18 protein-coding genes are annotated in these 19,049 nt (G+C 60.2%); 8 read left to right on the top strand and 10 right to left on the bottom strand.

Going from position 1 to position 19,049, the window contains the following annotated elements; genetic code table 11:
* Positions 1 to 27 precede the first annotated feature (27 nt).
* Complete coding sequence (locus OKC28_RS00355; protein WP_270686570.1) at positions 28 to 1,269, bottom strand: multifunctional CCA addition/repair protein; 1,242 nt, start codon at positions 1,267 to 1,269, stop codon at positions 28 to 30.
* Positions 1,270 to 1,559: 290 nt separating this feature from the next.
* Here OKC28_RS00355 and OKC28_RS00350 point away from each other — a divergent pair, with 290 nt between their 5' ends.
* From OKC28_RS00350 to mltC, 5 genes are all read left to right on the top strand, one after another.
* Positions 1,560 to 3,203, top strand: a complete 1,644-nt coding sequence (locus OKC28_RS00350; protein WP_021140561.1) for an ExeA family protein — start codon at positions 1,560 to 1,562, stop codon at positions 3,201 to 3,203.
* Complete coding sequence (gene exeB / locus OKC28_RS00345) at positions 3,203 to 3,883, top strand: GspB family T2SS assembly factor variant ExeB (RefSeq protein ID WP_021140562.1); 681 nt, start codon at positions 3,203 to 3,205, stop codon at positions 3,881 to 3,883. The genes OKC28_RS00350 and exeB overlap by 1 nt, the downstream gene beginning before the upstream one ends.
* Before the next feature lie 101 nt (positions 3,884 to 3,984).
* Entirely contained in the window at positions 3,985 to 5,046 is a 1,062-nt protein-coding gene (gene mutY / locus OKC28_RS00340; RefSeq protein WP_021140563.1) for an A/G-specific adenine glycosylase, read from the top strand.
* Positions 5,047 to 5,054: 8 nt separating this feature from the next.
* Positions 5,055 to 5,327 carry an oxidative damage protection protein gene (locus OKC28_RS00335; RefSeq protein ID WP_005313967.1) on the top strand — a complete coding sequence of 91 codons (273 nt, stop codon included), beginning with the start codon at positions 5,055 to 5,057 and terminating at the stop codon, positions 5,325 to 5,327.
* Positions 5,328 to 5,416: 89 nt separating this feature from the next.
* Positions 5,417 to 6,517 (top strand): membrane-bound lytic murein transglycosylase MltC, encoded by a 1,101-nt coding sequence (gene mltC, locus OKC28_RS00330; RefSeq protein ID WP_270686563.1) that lies wholly within the window; start codon positions 5,417 to 5,419, stop codon positions 6,515 to 6,517.
* A 68-nt stretch (positions 6,518 to 6,585) separates the two neighbouring features.
* Here mltC and OKC28_RS00325 read toward each other — a convergent pair whose 3' ends face one another.
* Complete coding sequence (locus OKC28_RS00325) at positions 6,586 to 6,966, bottom strand: YgiW/YdeI family stress tolerance OB fold protein (protein ID WP_005313975.1); 381 nt, start codon at positions 6,964 to 6,966, stop codon at positions 6,586 to 6,588.
* A gap of 239 nt (positions 6,967 to 7,205) precedes the next feature.
* Between OKC28_RS00325 and OKC28_RS00320 the strand changes: the two genes are divergently transcribed.
* Positions 7,206 to 8,213, top strand: coding sequence for an SGNH/GDSL hydrolase family protein (locus tag OKC28_RS00320; RefSeq protein WP_270686561.1), 1,008 nt, complete (start codon positions 7,206 to 7,208; stop codon positions 8,211 to 8,213).
* Between the two features lie 59 nt (positions 8,214 to 8,272).
* On the opposite strand, the gene OKC28_RS00315 is transcribed toward OKC28_RS00320, so the two are convergent.
* Entirely contained in the window at positions 8,273 to 9,007 is a 735-nt protein-coding gene (locus OKC28_RS00315) for a substrate-binding periplasmic protein (RefSeq protein ID WP_212540919.1), read from the bottom strand.
* A gap of 233 nt (positions 9,008 to 9,240) precedes the next feature.
* Here OKC28_RS00315 and ompA point away from each other — a divergent pair, with 233 nt between their 5' ends.
* Complete coding sequence (gene ompA, locus OKC28_RS00310; protein WP_021140567.1) at positions 9,241 to 10,272, top strand: porin OmpA; 1,032 nt, start codon at positions 9,241 to 9,243, stop codon at positions 10,270 to 10,272.
* Between the two features lie 75 nt (positions 10,273 to 10,347).
* Here ompA and OKC28_RS00305 read toward each other — a convergent pair whose 3' ends face one another.
* The 3 genes from OKC28_RS00305 to OKC28_RS00295 are packed head-to-tail and all read right to left on the bottom strand — an operon-like array spanning position 10,348 to position 13,833.
* Positions 10,348 to 10,917 (bottom strand): PqiC family protein, encoded by a 570-nt coding sequence (locus OKC28_RS00305; protein ID WP_021140568.1) that lies wholly within the window; start codon positions 10,915 to 10,917, stop codon positions 10,348 to 10,350.
* Positions 10,917 to 12,563, bottom strand: coding sequence for an intermembrane transport protein PqiB (pqiB, locus tag OKC28_RS00300; RefSeq protein ID WP_021140569.1), 1,647 nt, complete (start codon positions 12,561 to 12,563; stop codon positions 10,917 to 10,919). The genes OKC28_RS00305 and pqiB overlap by 1 nt, the downstream gene beginning before the upstream one ends.
* Positions 12,556 to 13,833 (bottom strand): paraquat-inducible protein A, encoded by a 1,278-nt coding sequence (locus OKC28_RS00295; RefSeq protein WP_034524269.1) that lies wholly within the window; start codon positions 13,831 to 13,833, stop codon positions 12,556 to 12,558. Before OKC28_RS00295 ends, pqiB begins: the two co-directional genes overlap by 8 nt.
* A 175-nt stretch (positions 13,834 to 14,008) precedes the next feature.
* Between OKC28_RS00295 and hfq the strand changes: the two genes are divergently transcribed.
* Positions 14,009 to 14,368, top strand: coding sequence for an RNA chaperone Hfq (hfq, locus tag OKC28_RS00290; protein WP_005313994.1), 360 nt, complete (start codon positions 14,009 to 14,011; stop codon positions 14,366 to 14,368).
* A gap of 136 nt (positions 14,369 to 14,504) precedes the next feature.
* Here hfq and OKC28_RS00285 read toward each other — a convergent pair whose 3' ends face one another.
* The 4 genes from OKC28_RS00285 to dapA form a co-directional block, all read right to left on the bottom strand.
* A complete protein-coding gene (locus OKC28_RS00285) occupies positions 14,505 to 15,095 on the bottom strand; it encodes an HAD family hydrolase (protein WP_021140571.1) in 591 nt (196 codons plus the stop codon).
* 65 nt (positions 15,096 to 15,160) lie between these two features.
* Positions 15,161 to 16,264, bottom strand: coding sequence for an EAL and HDOD domain-containing protein (locus OKC28_RS00280; RefSeq protein ID WP_021140572.1), 1,104 nt, complete (start codon positions 16,262 to 16,264; stop codon positions 15,161 to 15,163).
* A gap of 4 nt (positions 16,265 to 16,268) precedes the next feature.
* Positions 16,269 to 17,909 carry a GGDEF domain-containing protein gene (locus OKC28_RS00275; protein WP_059169272.1) on the bottom strand — a complete coding sequence of 547 codons (1,641 nt, stop codon included), beginning with the start codon at positions 17,907 to 17,909 and terminating at the stop codon, positions 16,269 to 16,271.
* Positions 17,910 to 18,003: 94 nt separating this feature from the next.
* Positions 18,004 to 18,876: a 4-hydroxy-tetrahydrodipicolinate synthase gene (gene dapA / locus OKC28_RS00270; RefSeq protein WP_021141205.1), complete on the bottom strand. Its 873-nt coding sequence runs from the start codon at positions 18,874 to 18,876 to the stop codon at positions 18,004 to 18,006.
* Positions 18,877 to 19,049 lie beyond the last annotated feature (173 nt).

The following is a 19,049-nucleotide window of genomic DNA, read 5'->3' as shown; positions in this document are numbered from 1 at the left end:
CTTTTTTATATCTGGCGGCAAAAGAGGCTACTCCTCGTCGATAAAAGTCCACTCGTCGCGCACCCGACTGATGGCATCGAGCCGGCGCTTGGCGAGCTGCTCGCGAATGGCCTCCCCCTTGAAACCGGCTGCCACTATCTCCTTCACGGGCACGGCCTGGGCCGCGCCGAGCGCCTGTGCCACATAGTCGGGCTCGGCATAGACCCGCTCCTCGAAGCCGGTACGGCCGTGGACGTCGGCGCGGCAGGCGTCCAGCAGCTGGGCGAAACGCTCGGGTCTGCGCCAGGCATCCGCCTTGTCGAACACCTTGAGCAGGGTCGCGGGCTTGAGTTCGAAGGCGATGTGGATATGGGTGTGCAGATCGCTCACCAGCAGGGCCAGATCGCGGCAGTCGTTCGGCACCCGAAAACGCTCGCAGAAGTCGCGGATCAGCGGCAGTCCCTTCTGGCCGTGACCGTGGTGGCTCGGCCAGAAGGCGGGCGGAGTCAGTCCCTTGCCAAAGTCGTGGCACAGGGCGGCGAAGCGCACCGCCAGCTCGGGGGAGAGACGACACGCCTGCGCCAGCACCATGAGCGTATGGATACCAGTGTCGATCTCCGGATGCCACTTGGCGGGCGCAGGCACACCGAACAGGGCGTCCAGCTCGGGGAACAGCGCCTTGAGGGCGCCACATTCACGCAGCACCTCGAAGAAGACCTGAGGGGTCTGCCCCAGCAGCACCTTCTCCAGCTCCTTCCAGACCCGCTCCGGGGTCAGATGAGCCAGCTCGCCGGCGTCGGTCATCTCGCGCATCAGCGCCAGCGTCTCGGGGGCCACCACGAAGCCCTGGGCGTGGAAGCGGGAGGCGAAACGGGCAACCCGCAGGATGCGCAGCGGATCCTCGGCAAAGGCCGGGGAGACGTGACGCAGCATACGCTGTTCCAGATCCTGGATACCGCCGTAGGGGTCATGCAGCCGCCCCTCTTCATCCTCGGCAATGGCGTTGATGGTGAGATCCCGGCGCAGCAGATCCTGCTCCAGCGTCACTTCGGGGGATGCGTGGCAGACAAACCCTGTGTAACCGCGGCCCTGCTTGCGCTCGGTGCGGGCCAGCGCGTACTCCTGCTGGGTCTTGGGATGGAGAAACACGGGGAAATCCCGGCCAACCTGAGTGAACCCCAGCGCCAGCATCTGCTCCACAGTTGCCCCCACCACCAGGTGGTCTCTATCCCCTTGCGGCAATCCCAGCAGGCGATCCCGCACCGCGCCCCCAACCAGATAAGTCTGCAATCTGCGTCTCCCTTGATAAACCTGCCCCGATTATACCGGTTTAGCCAACAGAGACTATGCCTGCTCCCCACCTCGCTGGCGATAACCCTGCCGTGCCACAAACTACAGCTTTCGCCAGCAGGTGCACTGACCTCCCGGCTCACACCATGGCGGCACTTTCGATCCCTTGGCCCCGCTCAAAACGCCGACGTGGAGCGAGGCAGGCGCCAGCCCCCCTTATGGCATCCGGGTCTTTGACATCCCGGTGGGGAGGCTTTAACCTGCCGCCCATAACAATGGAATGGATCCTTATGTACACACAGTTCTTCGGTCTGTCGGAGCCCCCGTTCTCCATCTCGCCCAACCCCAAATATCTCTATATGAGTGAACGTCACGGGGAGGCCCTCGCCCATCTCAACTACGGGTTGCAGGATGGCGGCGGCTTCGTGCTGCTGACCGGGGAAGTGGGAACCGGTAAAACCACCGTCTCCCGCTGCCTGTTGCAGCAGTTGCCGGCCGAGACCGAGATCGCCTACATCCTCAATCCATCCCTGACCGAGCGCGACCTGCTGGCGGCCATCTGCGACGAGTTCCAGCTGCCATACGACAAGGACGCTGGCCTCAAGCTGCTGTTCGATCTCATTCGCGATCACCTGCTGGCCAACCTGGCGGCAGGCAAGCGCAGCGTTGTGCTGGTGGATGAAGCCCAGCATCTGCTGCCCGGTGTGCTTGAGCAGCTGCGTCTGCTCACCAATCTGGAAACCGACGAGAAGAAGCTGCTGCAAGTGGTGCTCATCGGCCAGCCAGAGCTGCAACAGATGCTGCGCCAGCCCCTGCTACGCCAACTGGCCCAGCGCATCACGGCCCGTTACCACCTGTTGCCCCTTTCGCATCAGGACGTGGATGCCTATGTGCGCTTCCGGCTGCAGGTCGCGGGCTGCGTCCAGCCCATCTTTACCCCCAAGGCGACTCAGACCCTGCACCGCCTCTCCGGCGGCATTCCCCGCCTTATCAACCTTATCTGCGATCGCGCCCTGATCGCCGCCTTCGCCCGTGGCAGCCACAAGATAGTTCACGGCGACATCAGCCTGGCGGCCTATGAGGTGAGCGGCATTCGCGACGAGGGCACCTGGCAGTCCGGCCTCATGGTCGCTCTGGCGGGGGCCTTGCTGGTCGCCACCGGCTGGTGGGGCTGGCAGTTCTTCGGCTTCTTCCCCGAGCGCCCCGTGGTCAAGGTGGAGGTGCCGGTCAAGGTGGACGACACCCCTGAGCAGCAGGAACAGCTGACACGCGCCATCAATCAGGCGCTGGAACCGGACAGTGCCATGCAGAATCTCTACAAGGTGTGGGGCTACCAGACCGAGCTGGAGGAGGCGACCTGCGACAACGCACCCCGCGCCGGCTTGCGCTGCCAGGAGGGCGACGCCTCGCTGGCGGATCTGCAGGCCCTGCAGCACCCGGCCCTCATCAGCCTGACCGACGAAACCGGCGGCATCTACTACGCGACTCTGGTGAGCCTGGGGCCGGACAAAGCCAATCTGCTCATCGGCAACCAGAGCTGGCAAGTGGACAGGCAGTGGCTGTCCGACTTCTGGGGTGGCAGCTACACCCTGCTGTGGCGCATGCCCAAGGGCGGCGTCGCCCTGATCGGCAACAATGCCGGGGCGACCCAGGTGCAGTGGCTGGACAACGCCCTCAGCCGTGCCCTGCAACAGCCGGATCGCAAGGTGCGTCGCTTCGACGCCGAGCTCAAGAGCAAGTTGCAGCAGTTCCAGCGCGAGCAGGGGCTGAATCCGGACGGCATAGCCGGCAGCAATACACTGCTGCGTCTCAACGTGATGGCCGGTGAACCCATGCCCAGACTGGAAGATGAGTCCAAGCGCACCGGCACGCCGGCCAAACTGGATGCCATGGACGACGAGTCCATGGTCACACTGTCCGAGGAGGCTTCCTGATGTCTACCCTGCTCAAGGCGCTGCGCCGGGCCGATCAGCCCCAGTTCACCTCGCATATTCCGGCGATGGGGTTGCCCGTCACCCAGGAAGAGGAACAGAACCGGCGCTGGATCTGGTGGCTGCTGGCCCCTCTTGCTCTGCTGATGGGCGCTGGCGCCAACTATGGCTGGCACCTGCTCAACAACCGCCCCATCGAGAAGACAATCGAAGTGAAAGAGGTGGTCACTCCCCCCTTCGTGCGCATCGAGCCCAGGCCCATGATTACCCGCCCACTGCCCCCGCCGCTGCCTGAACCCGTGGTCCGTCCCAGAGCGGTGCCCGAGAACAAAACGCCGGCTGCCAACAGCAGCCAGGGGCTGGCCGAGCGCATCATGAATGCCCTCAACAACACGCCGCTGATGGAAGAGGCTGTACCGCAGGCCCAACCCGAGGCGCAGGCCATGCCGATCAGCGCCCTGCCTCTGGAGCTGAAGCAACGGATCCCCGCCCTCTCCTACGGCTCCCACGTCTTCTCTTCCAATCCGGCCAAACGGGCCGTGATGCTGAACGGACGTGAGTTTCGCGAGGGGAGCGAGGTCGCCTCCGGGGTGACCCTGATCGCCATAGCACAGGACTACATCATATTGCAGGTGGCAGGTCAGAACGCCAGCCTCAAGGCACTGCAGGACTGGCGCGGCTGAGCCAATCGTTATCCAAAAACCGGGGCAGCCCCGCTGACCTGATGTCAATTTCAAGAGGGAGCCCGAGAGCTCCCCTTTTTAATCAATAACATGAGCATAATGTGAACAACTCAGACAACGCGACTTTCGCCACCCGGATCCTCGACTGGTATCAGGTCCATGGCCGCAAGACACTGCCCTGGCAGCAGGACAAGACCCCCTATCGGGTCTGGGTCTCCGAGATCATGCTGCAGCAGACCCAGGTCGCCACAGTGATCCCCTATTACCAGCGCTTCATGGCCCGCTTCCCTGACGTGCAGGCCCTGGCCGACGCCCCCATCGACGAGGTGCTGCACCACTGGACCGGGCTCGGCTATTACGCCCGCGCCCGCAACCTGCACAAGGCGGCACAGCAGATCCGCGATCTGCATGGCGGCCTGTTTCCGGAGCGGCTGGAAGAGGTGATGGCTCTGCCCGGCATTGGCCGCTCCACCGCAGGTGCCGTGCTCTCCCTGTCCCTTGGGCAGCCCCACGCCATTCTGGATGGCAACGTGAAGCGGGTACTCACCCGCTGGCTGGCACTGCCGGGCTGGCCCGGCCAGAAACAGGTGGAGAACGATCTGTGGGAGCTCGCCATCCGCCTTACCCCCAAACTCGGCGTGGCCCACTACAACCAGGCCATGATGGACATGGGCGCCACCGTCTGCACCCGCAGCAAGCCCGCCTGTGACCGCTGCCCGGTGCAGGCCGATTGCCAGGGGCTGTCGCAGGGCAAGCCCACCGCCTACCCCAACTCAAAGCCGAAGAAGAGCATTCCGGCCCGCACCGGCATCATGCTGCTCATTCGTCACGGCGACGAGCTGCTGCTGGAGAAGCGGCCGCCGCAGGGGATCTGGGGCGGGCTCTACTGCTTCCCGCAGGTGGAGTCACCAGCCGAAATCGACGGACTCTTGCAGCGGCTCGGGCTGAACGGCCACGATTATCGGGAGCTGAGCGGATTTCGGCATACATTCAGCCACTTCCATCTCGATATTCAGCCTTTTCTGATTGAAATGGATGCACCACCTGCCCCCCAGCTCATGGAAGCGGATAACCGACTCTGGTATAACTTACGCCATCCTGCAGAGGTGGGACTGGCAGCCGCCACGGCCCGCCTGCTTGCCTACCCGGACTTACAACCATAGAGGTCAACATGAGCCGTACTGTATTTTGCCAACGCCTGAAAAAAGAGGGCCCGGGCCTGGATTTCCAACTCTACCCCGGTGAACTCGGCAAGCGGATTTTTGACAACATCAGCAAGGAAGCCTGGACCGAATGGCAGAAGAAGCAGGTGATGCTGATCAACGAGAAGAAGCTGAACATGATGAACCTGGAGCATCGTCAGCTGCTGGAAAAAGAGATGGTGAGCTACCTGTTTGAAGCGGGTGAAGTGGCCATCGATGGTTATACCCCTCCCAGCCAATGAGTTGTACCTGTGAGCCAGAGACGGCTATGTATCTCTTAGCTCACAGCCAATGAATGACGGGCGGCTTCGCCGCCCTGTTTGAGGATCCTATGGGCCGAATTTTTTGGCTGCTTTGCACCCTGCTGTTTCTCTCTGCCTGCTCATCTTCCCCCAAGCCCAGCGGGAGCGAGGATGACGCTCTGGTCAACGGCAAGGACATTCGCGGTTTCGAACACATGATCAGCGCGCTCTCCCATAACGTGAACGAGATATGGGGGCGTGAGGCGCTGTTTGCGGGCAAGTTTGACTATGTCAAATACACGGATCAGTACAAGAGCCGTGCCCACATCAATTTCTCCAGCGGCCACATCATGGTGGAGACGGTTTCCGGACTCGACCCCCAGGCTCACCTGCGCCGCGCCATCATAGAGACACTGCTGACCCCGGACGATCCGGCTGAGGTGGATCTGTACTCCGATCGGGAAATCCTGCCCGGTGGCAAACCCTTCCTCTATGGTCAGGTGCTGGACAACCAGGGGCAGCCGATCCGCTTCGACTGGCGCGCCGAGCGTTACGCCGACTACCTGCTCAGCACGGCGATGAAGAAACGCACTCTGGGGATCCGTACCATCTTCTTCGTCGATATTCCCATGGTGGCCAACCATGAAGACAAGCGGGGTTACAAGTACGCCAGCATCATTCGTCAAGCGTCCCGCAAGTACGGGGTGGCAGAGAGCCTGATCTATGCGGTGATCAAGACAGAGAGCAGTTTCAACCCCTATGCGGTCAGCCACGCCAACGCCTACGGCCTGATGCAGGTGATCCCGGCCACCGCAGGACGGGATGTCTATGTAAGGGTCAAGGGCAAGAATGGCCAGCCAACCCGGGATGATCTGTTCAATCCGGCCTACAACATAGACGTGGGAACCGCCTACCTGCATCTGTTGCAGACCGTCTATCTGGCGGATATCCAGGACCCGCTCTCACGTCGCTATGCGGTCATCTCGGCTTACAACGGTGGTGCAGGCGGGGTGCTGAACACCTTCTCCAGCGACCGCAAAGCTGCGCCCGGCAAGATCAACCAGCTCTCGCCAGAAGTGGTCTACCAGATCCTGACAGAGCAACATCCCAAGGCGGAAGCGCGCCGCTACCTCTACAAGGTCAATCAGGCCGAAAAGGGGTTCAAACGCACGCTGGCCCGCACCGGCTAGCGGCCAAAACAAAAGGGCGCCTCTTTGGAGGCGCCCTTTTTACATATGACCTGTGCTGCGGTTGTACCTTACTTGGCGATAAACCCGCCCTTGCTCTGCGGTGTGGCGCCTACCTTCTCCAAGCTCTCCACTTCCACTTCGGTCTTGTTCCAGCTGTGGTCCACTTCACCACGGATACGGATCAGATCGTCCGGGCCCACTTCGGTGCCACGCCACACATCCTGATCCACTTCCACTTCCACTTCGCCACTGGCATCGCGGAACATATAGTTCTCGCCGCCCAGGTGTTTGACCAGGTTACCCTCCAGGGTGGCCCAGCTGTCATCGGCCAGATCCTTCAACTGGGCAACGGATACCTTGTTCTGCTCCTGCGGACCTGTGAAGGCCGCCATGGTGAAAGAAGAGATGGACATCAGGGTCAACAGACCGATTACGCTTGCCTTGTTCATTTCATGCTCCTGTGATTGGGTACGAGATGAGTGTGAGGCCTGGTGCGTGAAACAAACGTGAAGCCTCCCCATCTGGGTGAAGGGCATGTGACCGTAATCGATTTAATCAACCCCACCTGCTGCGAAATTTAATTCGGCTGGTTACGCTGCAAAATGGCAAAATGGGTTCCCAGCCCAGCTTGCCGCATCGAGGAAAAGCCTGCAGGCACCACCTGCTTCACATCAATGAGAACAACAAGATGAAAAAATGGTTTGTTTGTTTATTGGGGTTGATCGCGCTGACAGTTCAGGCAGCCGAGAGTCGCCCCGCCTTCTCCCGGATCGTGATGTTCGGCGACAGCCTCTCCGATACCGGCAAAATGTACAGCAAGATGCGCGGTTACCTCCCCTCCAGCCCCCCCTACTATGAGGGCCGCTTCTCCAACGGACCCGTCTGGCTGGAGCAGCTGACCAAACAGTTCCCGGGTCTGACCATCGCCAACGAAGCGGAAGGCGGTGCCACTGCCGTGGCTTACAACAAGATCTCCTGGAATCCCAAGTATCAGGTCATCAACAACCTGGACTACGAGGTCACCCAGTTCTTGCAGAAAGACAGCTTCAAGCCGGACGATCTGGTGATCCTCTGGGTCGGTGCCAATGACTATCTGGCCTATGGCTGGAATACGGAGCAGGATGCCAAGCGGGTTCGCGATGCCATCAGCGATGCGGCCAACCGCATGGTACTGAACGGTGCCAAGCAGATACTGCTGTTCAACCTGCCGGATCTGGGCCAGAACCCGTCAGCTCGCAGTCAGAAGGTGGTCGAGGCGGTCAGCCATGTCTCCGCCTATCACAACCAGCTGCTGCTGAACCTGGCACGCCAGCTGGCCCCCACCGGCATGGTAAAGCTGTTCGAGATCGACAAGCAATTTGCCGAGATGCTGCGTGATCCGCAGAACTTCGGCCTGAGCGACGTCGAGACCCCCTGCTACGACGGCGGCTATGTATGGAAGCCGTTTGCCACCCGCAGTGCCAGCACCGACCGCCAGCTCTCCGCCTTCAGTCCGCAGGAACGCCTCGCCATCGCCGGCAGCCCGCTGCTGGCACAGGCCGTTGCCAGTCCTATGGCCCGCCGCAGCGCCAGCCCCCTCAACTGTGAGGGCAAGATGTTCTGGGATCAGGTACACCCGACCACTGTCGTGCACGCAGCCCTGAGCGAGCGCGCCGCCACCTTCATCGAGAACCAGTACGAGTTCCTCACCCACTGATGACAAGGGGCCGACACATGGTCGGCCCCTTCTTTTTGCTCCTTCGCTCCCCTATTGGCTCAACGGTAACGTTTCACGATACCGTCATAGATGCCGTTCTGCCTGATGGTGGCCAGCGCCTCCTGCAGCCGCTTGATCACCTCCGGCGCCGTCTCCAGGCTCGCTGCCACATAGAGTTCTCCTCCGGTAAAGTCCTCGATGTCGTGCACTATCTTGAGGGTGCTGGGATCGTAGCCCGCCTGACGCACATAGTAATTCGCCGACTCCTGCGACACGGGCCAGAGGTCGATCCGCCCCATCAACAGCTTCAACATATTGGCCTCGTTATTGTTGTTGCGCTGCAGGTTGGAAAAATTGCGCCCCATCAGGTACTGCTCCAGCGCATCATTGCGCACAGTGCCGATGGACCAGGTTCGCGCCTGCGACAACTCGCTGAATGGCTTGATGTCGTCACGCTTGGCCAGGGCAAACACATGAAAGTTGATCTTGGCGATCACCCCTATCCACTGAAATTGCGCCTCACGCTCGGGGAAGCGACTGATGCTGTAAATAAGCACATTGGGCCGACTGCGAGCCAGTGAAATGGCTCTCGCCCAGGGGTAAATATCCAGATTGTACTCAAACCCCGCCTCCTCCAGCATGGCCTCCACCACCTCTGTGCCCAGCCCCTTGATCTCGGCCTCCTCCAGATAGTTGTAAGGAGCATAATCCTCGGTCACCACCTGCAAGGTTTCGACGGCCCAACCCGGGGCCAACCACAGTGACCAGCACAGCCATATCCATTTGCCGTTCATCTCCACCTCGGTGTGATCCTGCCTCGCTTAACTATTGCTGCCCCGCCCCAGAGATCAAATCACGCCAACCGGCTGTGGGAATAATAATCACAATATGTTTTATATCAGTTGCTTGAGAACCTGAGGAAAGGGACTACTGTTAATCTGTTGTGGCTGTGCTACAAGCCCCGACCCATAGAGGAGAGGTGACACCAGATCCCCCCTCACCCAACATGCAATTGCAGAGGCTCAACATGAATAAATCACTGATTACCTTACTGGTTTCAGGCTTGCTTGCGGCCAACGCCCACGCAGCCGGACAAGACAACACCTGGTATGGCGGTGCCAAATTGGGTTGGTCCAACTTCTACGGTGTCGACGAGCACAACACTATTACCTCGCTCAACGACGACAACGATGAAGTGGGTGCCGGTGCTTTCGCCGGTTATCAGGTCAACCAGAATCTGGGGATCGAGCTGGGTTACGACTACCTGGGCAACTACAAATACAACGGGACCCGTAACGGCGCAGCTTTCAACGATAAAGTGGAAGCCCAACTGGCTCAGCTGACCCTGAAACTCGGCTTCCCGGTGGCAGAGAATCTGGATCTATACGGTCGCGTCGGGGGTGGATACGGTTGGACCAGCAGCGATGAGCTGGATAACGACGGCCGCTTCAACTTCGTCGGGGCACTCGGCGCAGAATATGCCTTTAATCGGGATTGGGCCGCCCGCCTCGAATACCAATACAGCTCGCCGTATGGCGACCGGGAAGAAACGGGTCTGCGCATGGACAATGGTCTGCTGGCCGTCGCCGTGGTTTATCGCTTCGGCCAGGTCGCCCCTGTGGTAGCAGCCCCGGCGCCTACGCCAGCCCCGGAGCCCGTCATGGTCGAGAAGCAATTCACCCTGAGCTCGGACGTACTGTTTGACTTCAACAAGGCGACCCTCAAACCGGAAGGCGGGCAAGCGCTGGATACCCTCTACGGTGAGATTGAGGCAGCCCGGCCCACGGATGGCGTCGCTACCGTGATCGGCTATACCGACCGCATCGGCTCGGATGCCTATAACCAGCGGCTCTCGGAGCAGCGTGCACAGACAGTCGCTGACTATCTCGTCGGCAAAGGCCTGCCAGCGGGCAAGGTCAACGTGGAGGGGCGTGGCAAAGGGTCCCCTGTCACCGGCGACAGCTGCACCAGCAAATCCAAGCATGAGCTGATCGTCTGCCTGGCCCCGGATCGCCGGGTCGAGGTCAAGGTGGAGGGAGTATCGGAAGTTCAGCAATAGTCTCATGACGCCACTCTGGTGGCGCCACGATAAAAAACGGGAGGCATCAGCCTCCCGTTTTCATTCACGTCAGACTCAGGCGCCTTTGCGCACCTCTGCCGCAATCTGGTCAAGCAGCTGTTCCCAGCCTTGTCCCAGCTCGCTGACCAGAGAACCATAGCCGTCGGCTGGCAGCACTCGCACCTGCTGGAAGGGAACATCACGCAAGACGGTGCCCTCTTCCGTCAACAAGCGCCAGCGGCCGCTCAGCACGGCACGCCCATCGTGGCGTCCCTGGAAACGTTCGACCGAGATGCTCAGGACAGGGCCCTTGCGGGCACCGTCCTGACGCACCACCCAGCCGGGCAGGCGGCTGGACAAGCCACTAAGGGTCAGCTGATTGAGCTGGGCATCGAGGAAGCCTGCCCAGCGATGATACTCGGCGAAGTGCAGCTCATTGCCTTCCAGCTGATAGACCAGACTGACCCTGTCCAGCTGGCCCGACAGCGCAACCGGACGCAACACCAGCTGATGCTGGGGTTGCGCCGTCACCGCGGCCGCCGGCAGTGCTGCGGCATCGAGAGAGTAGTAGTGCAGCACCGTCGGGGCCGAACTGCAACCCGCCAGCAGGCCCAGCAAGGCCAGCGTCATTATCTGCTTTTTCATCATTGACCTCGCTTGGGCTCAGGATCGCGGGGACGGGCGCGATCAAAGATCAACGAACTCGGTTGTTCGTTGAGTGAATGCACCAGAGGCTGCAACTCACGCATCAGCTGATTGAGCGACTGTACCGACTGGCGCAGATCCTGATTGGTCTGGGAGTTGGCATCGTACTCTTGCAACGTGCTCTGCAACTGCTTCAGGCTGTCGTTCAAGGACGCCGGCAACTGCTGGGTCGAGCTCTGACCGGTAAACTTGTTCAGATTGGAACTCACGGCACTGATGCTCTTGAGGGTCTGATCCAGCGTGGCCAGGGTGCTGTTGACCTGCGTCAGCGTCTTGGCCGTGTCCATGTCGACGAACTTGTCGAGGATCTGGTTCACCTTGCGCTCGATCTGGTCCAGCCCGGCCTGAACGGTCGGGAACACCTGATAGCCGGCCAGCTTGACGGCCTGATACTTGGGTGCGTCCGGATAGAAGTTCAGATCCACCACCTTGCCCCCGGTCAGCAGACTGGAGGTCTTGAGCGTTGCCCGCAACCCTTCCTTGAACTGCTTGCCGAACAGGGCACGCCACTGCTCCTTCTCAGCATTGGCATAGCGGTGAGAGAGCCGCTGTACCTCGATGCGCGCCAGTACCGGTATCTGTCGGCTTTGGAACATCTGTACCCCTTTCTCGTCGATGAGGTAGGGGGCCGAGATGACGGTACCGACCCGGATGCCGCGATATTCCACCGCAGCCCCCGGATGCAGGCCACCGACACTGTCTTCAAACAGAAACACGTAATCGATGAACTGATCCAGACTACCGGCAAGCACACTGGCTTCATCCTGGAAGAGTGTGAAACCATCCATCTGCTTGACCGGCTCACCGGGGGCCCAGCCGGGCGGCAACCCCATTGTGATGCCACCGTCGAGCAGACTCTCCAGAGAATCCATCTTCACCTTCATCCCCTCGCTGCTCATGGAGACCTCGAAACCCGGGGTCATCCAGAAGCGGGAGTTGGCGCTCACCAGCACGTCATAGGGGGTGTTGATGAAGATCTGGTACTGCATCTCGCTCTTCTCGGGCAGGAATTTCGCCTCTTCCACCTGGCCTATGGTAAAGCCCTGATAGTTGATGGGCGACCCCACCCCGAGCGCACGGGTATCCCGGCTGCTCAGGGAGAGCCGCAGCCCCTTGGCATCCTGGGAGGCCAGTGGCGGCTTGTCCAGCATGGCGTATTCGTCAAGGGGCTTGCCCTTTCTGCCAGGCGCCAGCTCGATATAGGCACCGGAAAGCAGAGTGCTGAGACCGGAGACCCCTTCCCGGCCAACCCTGGGCTTGACCACCCAGAACTGGCTGTCTTTCTTGAGCATGCCGGCAGCAGCGTTGGTCAGGCGAGCCTTCAGCACCGCATGGCTGTAATCCTCACTGAGCTCCACTGCCTCGATACGACCCACTTCCACCTCGCGGGAGCGGATCACCGTCTTGCCCGCCACTATCCCTTCGGCGGTAGCCACTGTCAGGGTGAAGCTGGGACCTTGCGAATACCAATGCTGGAACAGCATCCAGACCCCGATGAACAGCGCCAGCAGCGGCACCATCCAGATTGCGGCGGCCGAGCTCAGAAAATCAGAGCCGGGTTTCCACCTTTTCTTACGCTCACTCACGTTCGCGCTCTCCTTGTTGTAAATCCCAGATCAGGCGGGAGTCGAAACTCATGGCAGCTACCATGGTGATCAACACCACACCCGCAAATGCAACGGCTGCAGGGCCCGGATAGACGGTCATCAGATTGTCGAGCCGGATCAGGCCCGCCAATATGGCCACCACGAAGACGTCGATCATCGACCAGCGTCCCACAAATTCAGTCATGCGATAGAGCTTGAGCTTGCCAAGGGGCGAGGCCCCGTGGCCGCGCTGTACCATATAGCAAAGCCACAGCAGCGCCAGGATTTTCACCAGCGGCACCACAACGCTGGCGATGAAGATCACTGCAGCTATGGGGTAAGACCCCATGGCCCACAACAAAACCACGCCGCCCATGATAGTGGAAGGACTGTCATCCCCGAGGAAGACGGTATCCATGATGGGATAAAGGTTGGCCGGCACATAGAGGATCACCGACGTGAAGAGCAGGGCCCAGGTCCGGTTGATGCCACCCGGCTTGCGGCTGTGCAGGTGCTCACCGCAACGCTTGCAGCTGTGCTCCCCCACCTCACCCAGAGCGCCGCAGATGTGGCACCCCACCAACCCGGATGCCATGGCGCTGGCCTCGGCATCAGCATCCAGCTCGCGGGGTTCGGTCGGCCCGAACAGCCGCTGCCACAGCCACATGCGATCCAGCGACGAGATCGTCTTGATGAGCAGCACCGTGTAACCGACGAAGGCCCAGAACGACAGCCCCATCTTGATATCAGCCATCCCCATCAGCTTGACCAGCGAAATGAGCACCCCGATGAGGAACACATCCACCATCAGCCAGGGTTTTATCCGGCAAAGCAGACGGCCTAGCGCACGCAGGGAATTGCTGTGCAGATCCTTGTCGACCCGCCACAGCACCAGCATGATGGAGCCCACATAGACCAGCGGCAGGCCGATAAGAGTCAAACTCAGCACAGCCCCAAGAAACAGGTAGCCCTGATCCACCAGAGTGGTGATGCACTGCAGAAACGTCATCTCCTGCCCTATCCCTTTGGCCGAGAAGGACATAAAGGTGAAGGAGTTGGAGAGTACAAACATGATGATGGCCGCAAAGCCATAGGAGATGGGCCTGCGTTCCTGCTCCGGCAGATGGACGCTCAGGACATGGCCACAGCGCGGACAGCTGCTCTTCTCCCCCACGGCCAGCACTGTGGCCGGTACCAGCAGGTCACACTCTTCACATGCGGTCGCGTCGTGGGTATAGGTGGGTTTGTGTAGGTTTGAAACCGGATGCAAGATGAAACCCCAAGATGAGACCCGCCACGGGCCAGAGGCGCCAATTATTACAGCCGCGGCCCCCGCCGACCAGTACTGTCGTTACACCATACGGGATGGGCGTGAGAATGACTTTGACAAGCCAGTAGCCATTTAGCACAATCAAACGCCACTTTTTTCCGCGGGACAATAATTTATGACAACTGAATCCCCAAGCTACTCCACGATTGAGCAAGCCTTCTCCCTCGGGAACGGGCAAGATTCTGCCCTCAACTGGTTGCGTAAAAATCGCAGTCAGGTCGCCATCTTCCTGGTGAGCGGCATCAAGCTGGAAGGAACCATCAGCGGCTTCGACCAGTACAGCGTACTGTTGACCGATGCCCATGGTAACCAGCAGCTGGTCTACAAGGCCAAGATCTCCACCATCGCCATGCATTCCGGCCGTCCCCAGGTCAGCATACAGCGCGCCCGCAAGCCACGCGTCTCCATGGCGCCGCGCCCCCACGGAGCCCCGAGTCGTTACGACGACAATCAGGGCGGCAGCAGCGAGCAGTAACTGGCTTGCCTGAATCACCCCGAGACCATTACTGCGTCAAAGGGTGACCGAGTCCATTCTCATTGATTATGTCTGTCCCGTATGAGAATGGACTCTATGCTTGGCCCGCTCGTGTCTCTCCCTCACCGCTTTCTCTTCAGTACTGCAAGTCGACCGGCTTGCCATCCCTGACCATGCAGGTCTGCATCCCGGCAGCCTGACCGGCCTGCACGCCAATTCCCGTATCCTCGAATACCAGACAGGTCATCGGTTCAAGTCCTAAACGACTCGCTACCAGCAGGAAAGTATCTGGGTGGGGCTTGTGCAACTCAACATCGTCAGCGGTCACCACCACGGAGAAGTAGCGATCCAGTCCGGTATTGCGCAGCACAGCCTCGGCATTGATACGCGGCGACCCTGTGCCTATCCCCATGGGGATCTGGCTGTGATAACGCTCAACCAGTTCCAGCATGGCCGGAAAGACGGCCACCTTGTGCAGATTGGCCACATAGTGCTCTGTCTTGCAACGGGTCACGACCACGGGATCCAGGGCGATCTGCTGCTGCTCGGCAACCAGCAGGGCAATTTTTCGACTCGGCATGCCGCCCAGCTCATAGAACCAGTCAGCATCGAAGCGAAAGCCAAACTCTCGGGAAGTGTGTTCCCAAGCGGCAAGATGCAGCGGCATTGAGTCCACCAGGGTGCCATCGAGGTCAAATACCAGGCCTTGAAATCCGGATAGGGTCATGGTGCAGGATCCGTGTCTGAGAATGGGTCCCCATTCTAGCCAGAGCCACTCCTCATCGCCATGACCTAGGTGGCGAGAAACGCTTGCCCCCACATTTGTGCCTGAAAATAGATGGGTGTCAGCCTGGCAGGATCCAGCTGGTAGTGCGGTGCCAGCTGGGCAAGCAGCGGCCAGTCTCCTTGCTCGTAGGTTTTCACCAGTTGGAACAGATGAAAGAGCGGCCCCTCATGGAACTCCAGCGCCCGCTGCACATCCTTGGGCAGATGAGCCTTGAGCTGGGCAGAGAGCAGTGAACCATCCAGCACCAATCCCACCAGAAAGGCCCAGCTGGCGGCATCCTTGCCAAGCGCTGTCATGGCAATCAGCTCGCAGAAGCGGCCACGGGCGATGGCCATGCGGGTACAGGCCTCCGGCATGTGATGGCTGACCCGCGCCAGCCCGTAGATGAGGACGAACTTGCGGATCTCCTGCTCCCCCAGATAGGAGAGGGCTCTCGGCACAGAAGTAATGGAGCTGACGTGATCAAAGCCGGGAGCATTAACATAGGTAAGCAGCTGGCCCGGCAGCCAGGCGTCCTGCTCCAGCAGGCTGGCGACCCTGGCAAAAGAGAACTCCTCGTGGCAGATGACTTGCAGTATCTCCTGCACCAGCTTCATGTCCGGCTGGGCGGCGCGCTGATTGACCAGTTCGGGACGAGCAAGAAAACCGCCGGCGAAGAAATCGACCCCGGCCTCCTTGAGCGGCAAAAAATCCCCCCAGGTCTCGATGTCCAGGGCCATTCGCTTGTGCTCGGTCGGCTGGCTGATCCCCTCCTCTCCCGTCCAGAACACCAGCAGACGGCAGGCGTTGAGCCAACGTGGTTCGCGCTGGGCGCAGTGCACGGCCAGACGCCGCCGGTAGTCACGCCACTGGGTCAATACGGGAAACGAGGCGGGCAGACGCTCGGCAGAGGCCTCGACCAGCGGAATGGTATCCGGGTCAAACAGCAAGGGACGTTGCTCATCGAGCTGTTCATGGCTGAAGGGCAACAAGTATTGACGCCCCTGGGCCAGCAGACGGCATTGCGCTGCGAGCAGAGCCCACTCGGCAGGGTCGGCAAGCTGGTAGTCAATGCCATAGGCAACGAGGGCAAGACGGCGGTTGAAGATGGGGTAACGACGTAACAGCATGGGCTCACCGATAGGCTAGCGTACACGCCCTCCCCTGCGACTTGGCATGATAGAGCGCCTGATCGGCCTGTTCGGTCAGGCTCTGCCATGTTCCATCCAGCGAGGGAACCAGATAGCTAAAGCCTATGCTAACCGTAATGAAATCAGCAACTCGGGAAGCCGGATGCGGGATCTTTAATTCACTCAGCCCCTGATGAATCTGTTCGGCCAACCGCTCGGCTTCACCAGGCTGCGGACCGCACAGCAGGATCACAAACTCCTCCCCGCCGTAGCGCGCCACCAGATTGGTGCGTCGTCGCTCCGCCTCCTGCAGCAGGCTGGCCACCTGTTGCAGACACAGGTCTCCCTTGGCATGACCGAAGTGATCGTTATAGGACTTGAACTCATCCACATCGATCATCAACACCGCCAGCAAGCTCTGATGACGACGGGCCCACTCCCACTCCCGTTGCATGGTGAGATCCCAGTGACGACGGTTGGCGATGCCGGTCAAGGGGTCTTCCAGCGACAGCATGGACAGTCGTTTGTTGGCCTCCTCCAGTGCCCGGTTGGTTTCTGCCAGCTGCATGGTGCGCTCGCTGACCCTCAGCTCCAGTTCCCGGTTGAAATGCTCCAGCGCGGCCTGGGTGCGTTGGCGGATCAACAGCTGGGAGAGCATGGCGGCGTACTGCTTGAAGATCTCGCTCTGGTAGGCCTTGAGTGGCCGACGCCACAACAGGTTGTCGGCAGCGATCCAGCCGATGGGCATATCACCGTCCCACAGCGAAACCATGGCATTCCAGCCGCGCCCCACCTCCTGCTTCTCGTAGTAGAGCGGCGCATCTTCCAGCACCAGCACATAATCCTTGCGACGCAGCGCCTCCTGCACAGTGGGGTGCTCCGGGATGGGGCTGACGAAGTGGTGCTCGTCGATGAGCTCACCTGCCTCGTTGGTTCCCCAGGTTCCACGCATGGTCTTGAACTCGGCGTCGACCAGGAAGATGGCGATGCGATCAAACTGCAGATCCTGACGCGCCAGCGCCACCGCATCGTGCAGCAGCTGCTGTTCGCTATCGCAGCGGGAAAGCTTGACCCCCACCTGATGGAGCGCCTGCAACATGCTGAGGAAGGAGTCCTGCAACGCCTGACTGCGGATGAGGTCGGCCTGGGTGTGTCTGCGCTGATCCCGCTCCTGATCGATCTGGCTGGCGAGCAATCGGCTCTCCAGCTCGGCGGCCAGGTAGTGCATCAGCAACTGGATACTCTGCTGCTGGCGTCGGGAGAGGCGATCGAGACGGCGGCGGGTTTCCAGATAGACCACGGCCTCCAGCCCCTTGTGGCGCTTGAGCGGGAAGCAGGCGCGCAGGCGTGGCGTTTCCGGTTCAACGGTTTCCCAGACATCGGCAGTCGGGGCTGTCTGCTCCACCACCAGCTGACCCTTGTCGAGCGCATGTTCGATAAAGATGATGGGGAGTTTGGCGGGCGCAAGGGCCTCTGCATTCAGGCAGATCAGCCCCTGCTCCAGTTGAAAACTGTAAAGTTGGGACTCGGGCGCCCGCAACCACAGGTAAATCTGTTCGGCTTCTGTCTTTTCCCTGACTGCTGCCAGTGTCACTTCACAGAGGTGTTCAAAACTGGTGAAGTGCTCTGGATCCCATTCCTGCATGCCTGCCATCCTTGGTTGTATCCAAGCGAGTATATCGGCAAACATTGCACATTAATTGACTAGGCAGTCAAAAGCGCGATCCAGAGCCCAATTTTTATAACAAATTCAATGCCTGCATCGCACTACGGATGCGCTCGCGGGTCGCCTCGGACAACGGCATAACCGGCAGGCGGCACTCTTCGCTGCAAAAGCCCAGCAGGGAGACCGCATACTTGGCACCTGCCGGACTCGGCTCGGCAAACATGGCCTGATGCAGCGGGATGAGTTTGTCCTGCAGTTCACGCGCTTCCTGCCACTTGCCGGCCAGGGTCAGGTTCTGCACCTCGGCCACCAGTCTGGGTGCCACGTTGGCGGTAACAGAGATACAGCCTTGCCCGCCACCTATGTTGTAAGCCACTGCGGTAGCATCTTCACCTGAGAGCCAGGCAAACGGCTTCTTGATGAGCTGACGCTCGGTCCAGGGACGAGCCAGATCACCTGTGGCATCTTTCACGCCGGCGATGCGCGGCAGTTCGGCCAGACGGGCCAGGGTGGCAGGTTGCACGTCAACGATGGCGCGCGGCGGAATGTTGTAGACGATGATGGGTTTGCTGGTGGCGTCGTGTACCGCCTTGAAGTGGTAGTAGAGTCCCTCCTGATTGGGACGGTTGTAATAACCGGCCACGTGCAGGGTGGCATCGGCCCCCGCCTGCTCGGCATGACGGGTATATTCAATGGCCTCGACCGGGTTGTTGGAACCGGCCCCGGCGATCACCGGCACCCGGCCAGCTACCTGCTTGACCACCAGCTCCACCACGCGGCAATGCTCGTCGTGGGTCAGGGTCGGACTCTCGCCCGTCGTACCGACCGGCACTATGCCGTGAGTGCCCTGCTCTATGTGCCACTCCACCAGGCGGGCCAGTGCGGCCTCATCCAGCTGGCCCTGTCGAAATGGGGTGATCAGGGCAACTATCGAACCTTGAAACATGGGATTTCCTTCTCCTGGATACGGTAAAAATACTAATAAAAAACCCCGGTACGGGTTGCGCAACCGGGGTTGAATCTTCTCAGGGATGAGAGGTTACGCGCGAACGTCGGCAGGCCCGAATGTCAGGCTTTTTTTGTGCTTTCGTTTCAACTCGTTGGACCGCATTTCATCAT

Source organism: Aeromonas sp. D3, from assembly GCF_027705025.1.
GTDB lineage: Bacteria > Pseudomonadota > Gammaproteobacteria > Enterobacterales > Aeromonadaceae > Aeromonas > Aeromonas salmonicida.
Note: the sequence above shows the minus strand (reverse complement) of the source record. Positions and strands in the feature narration are given on the sequence as shown.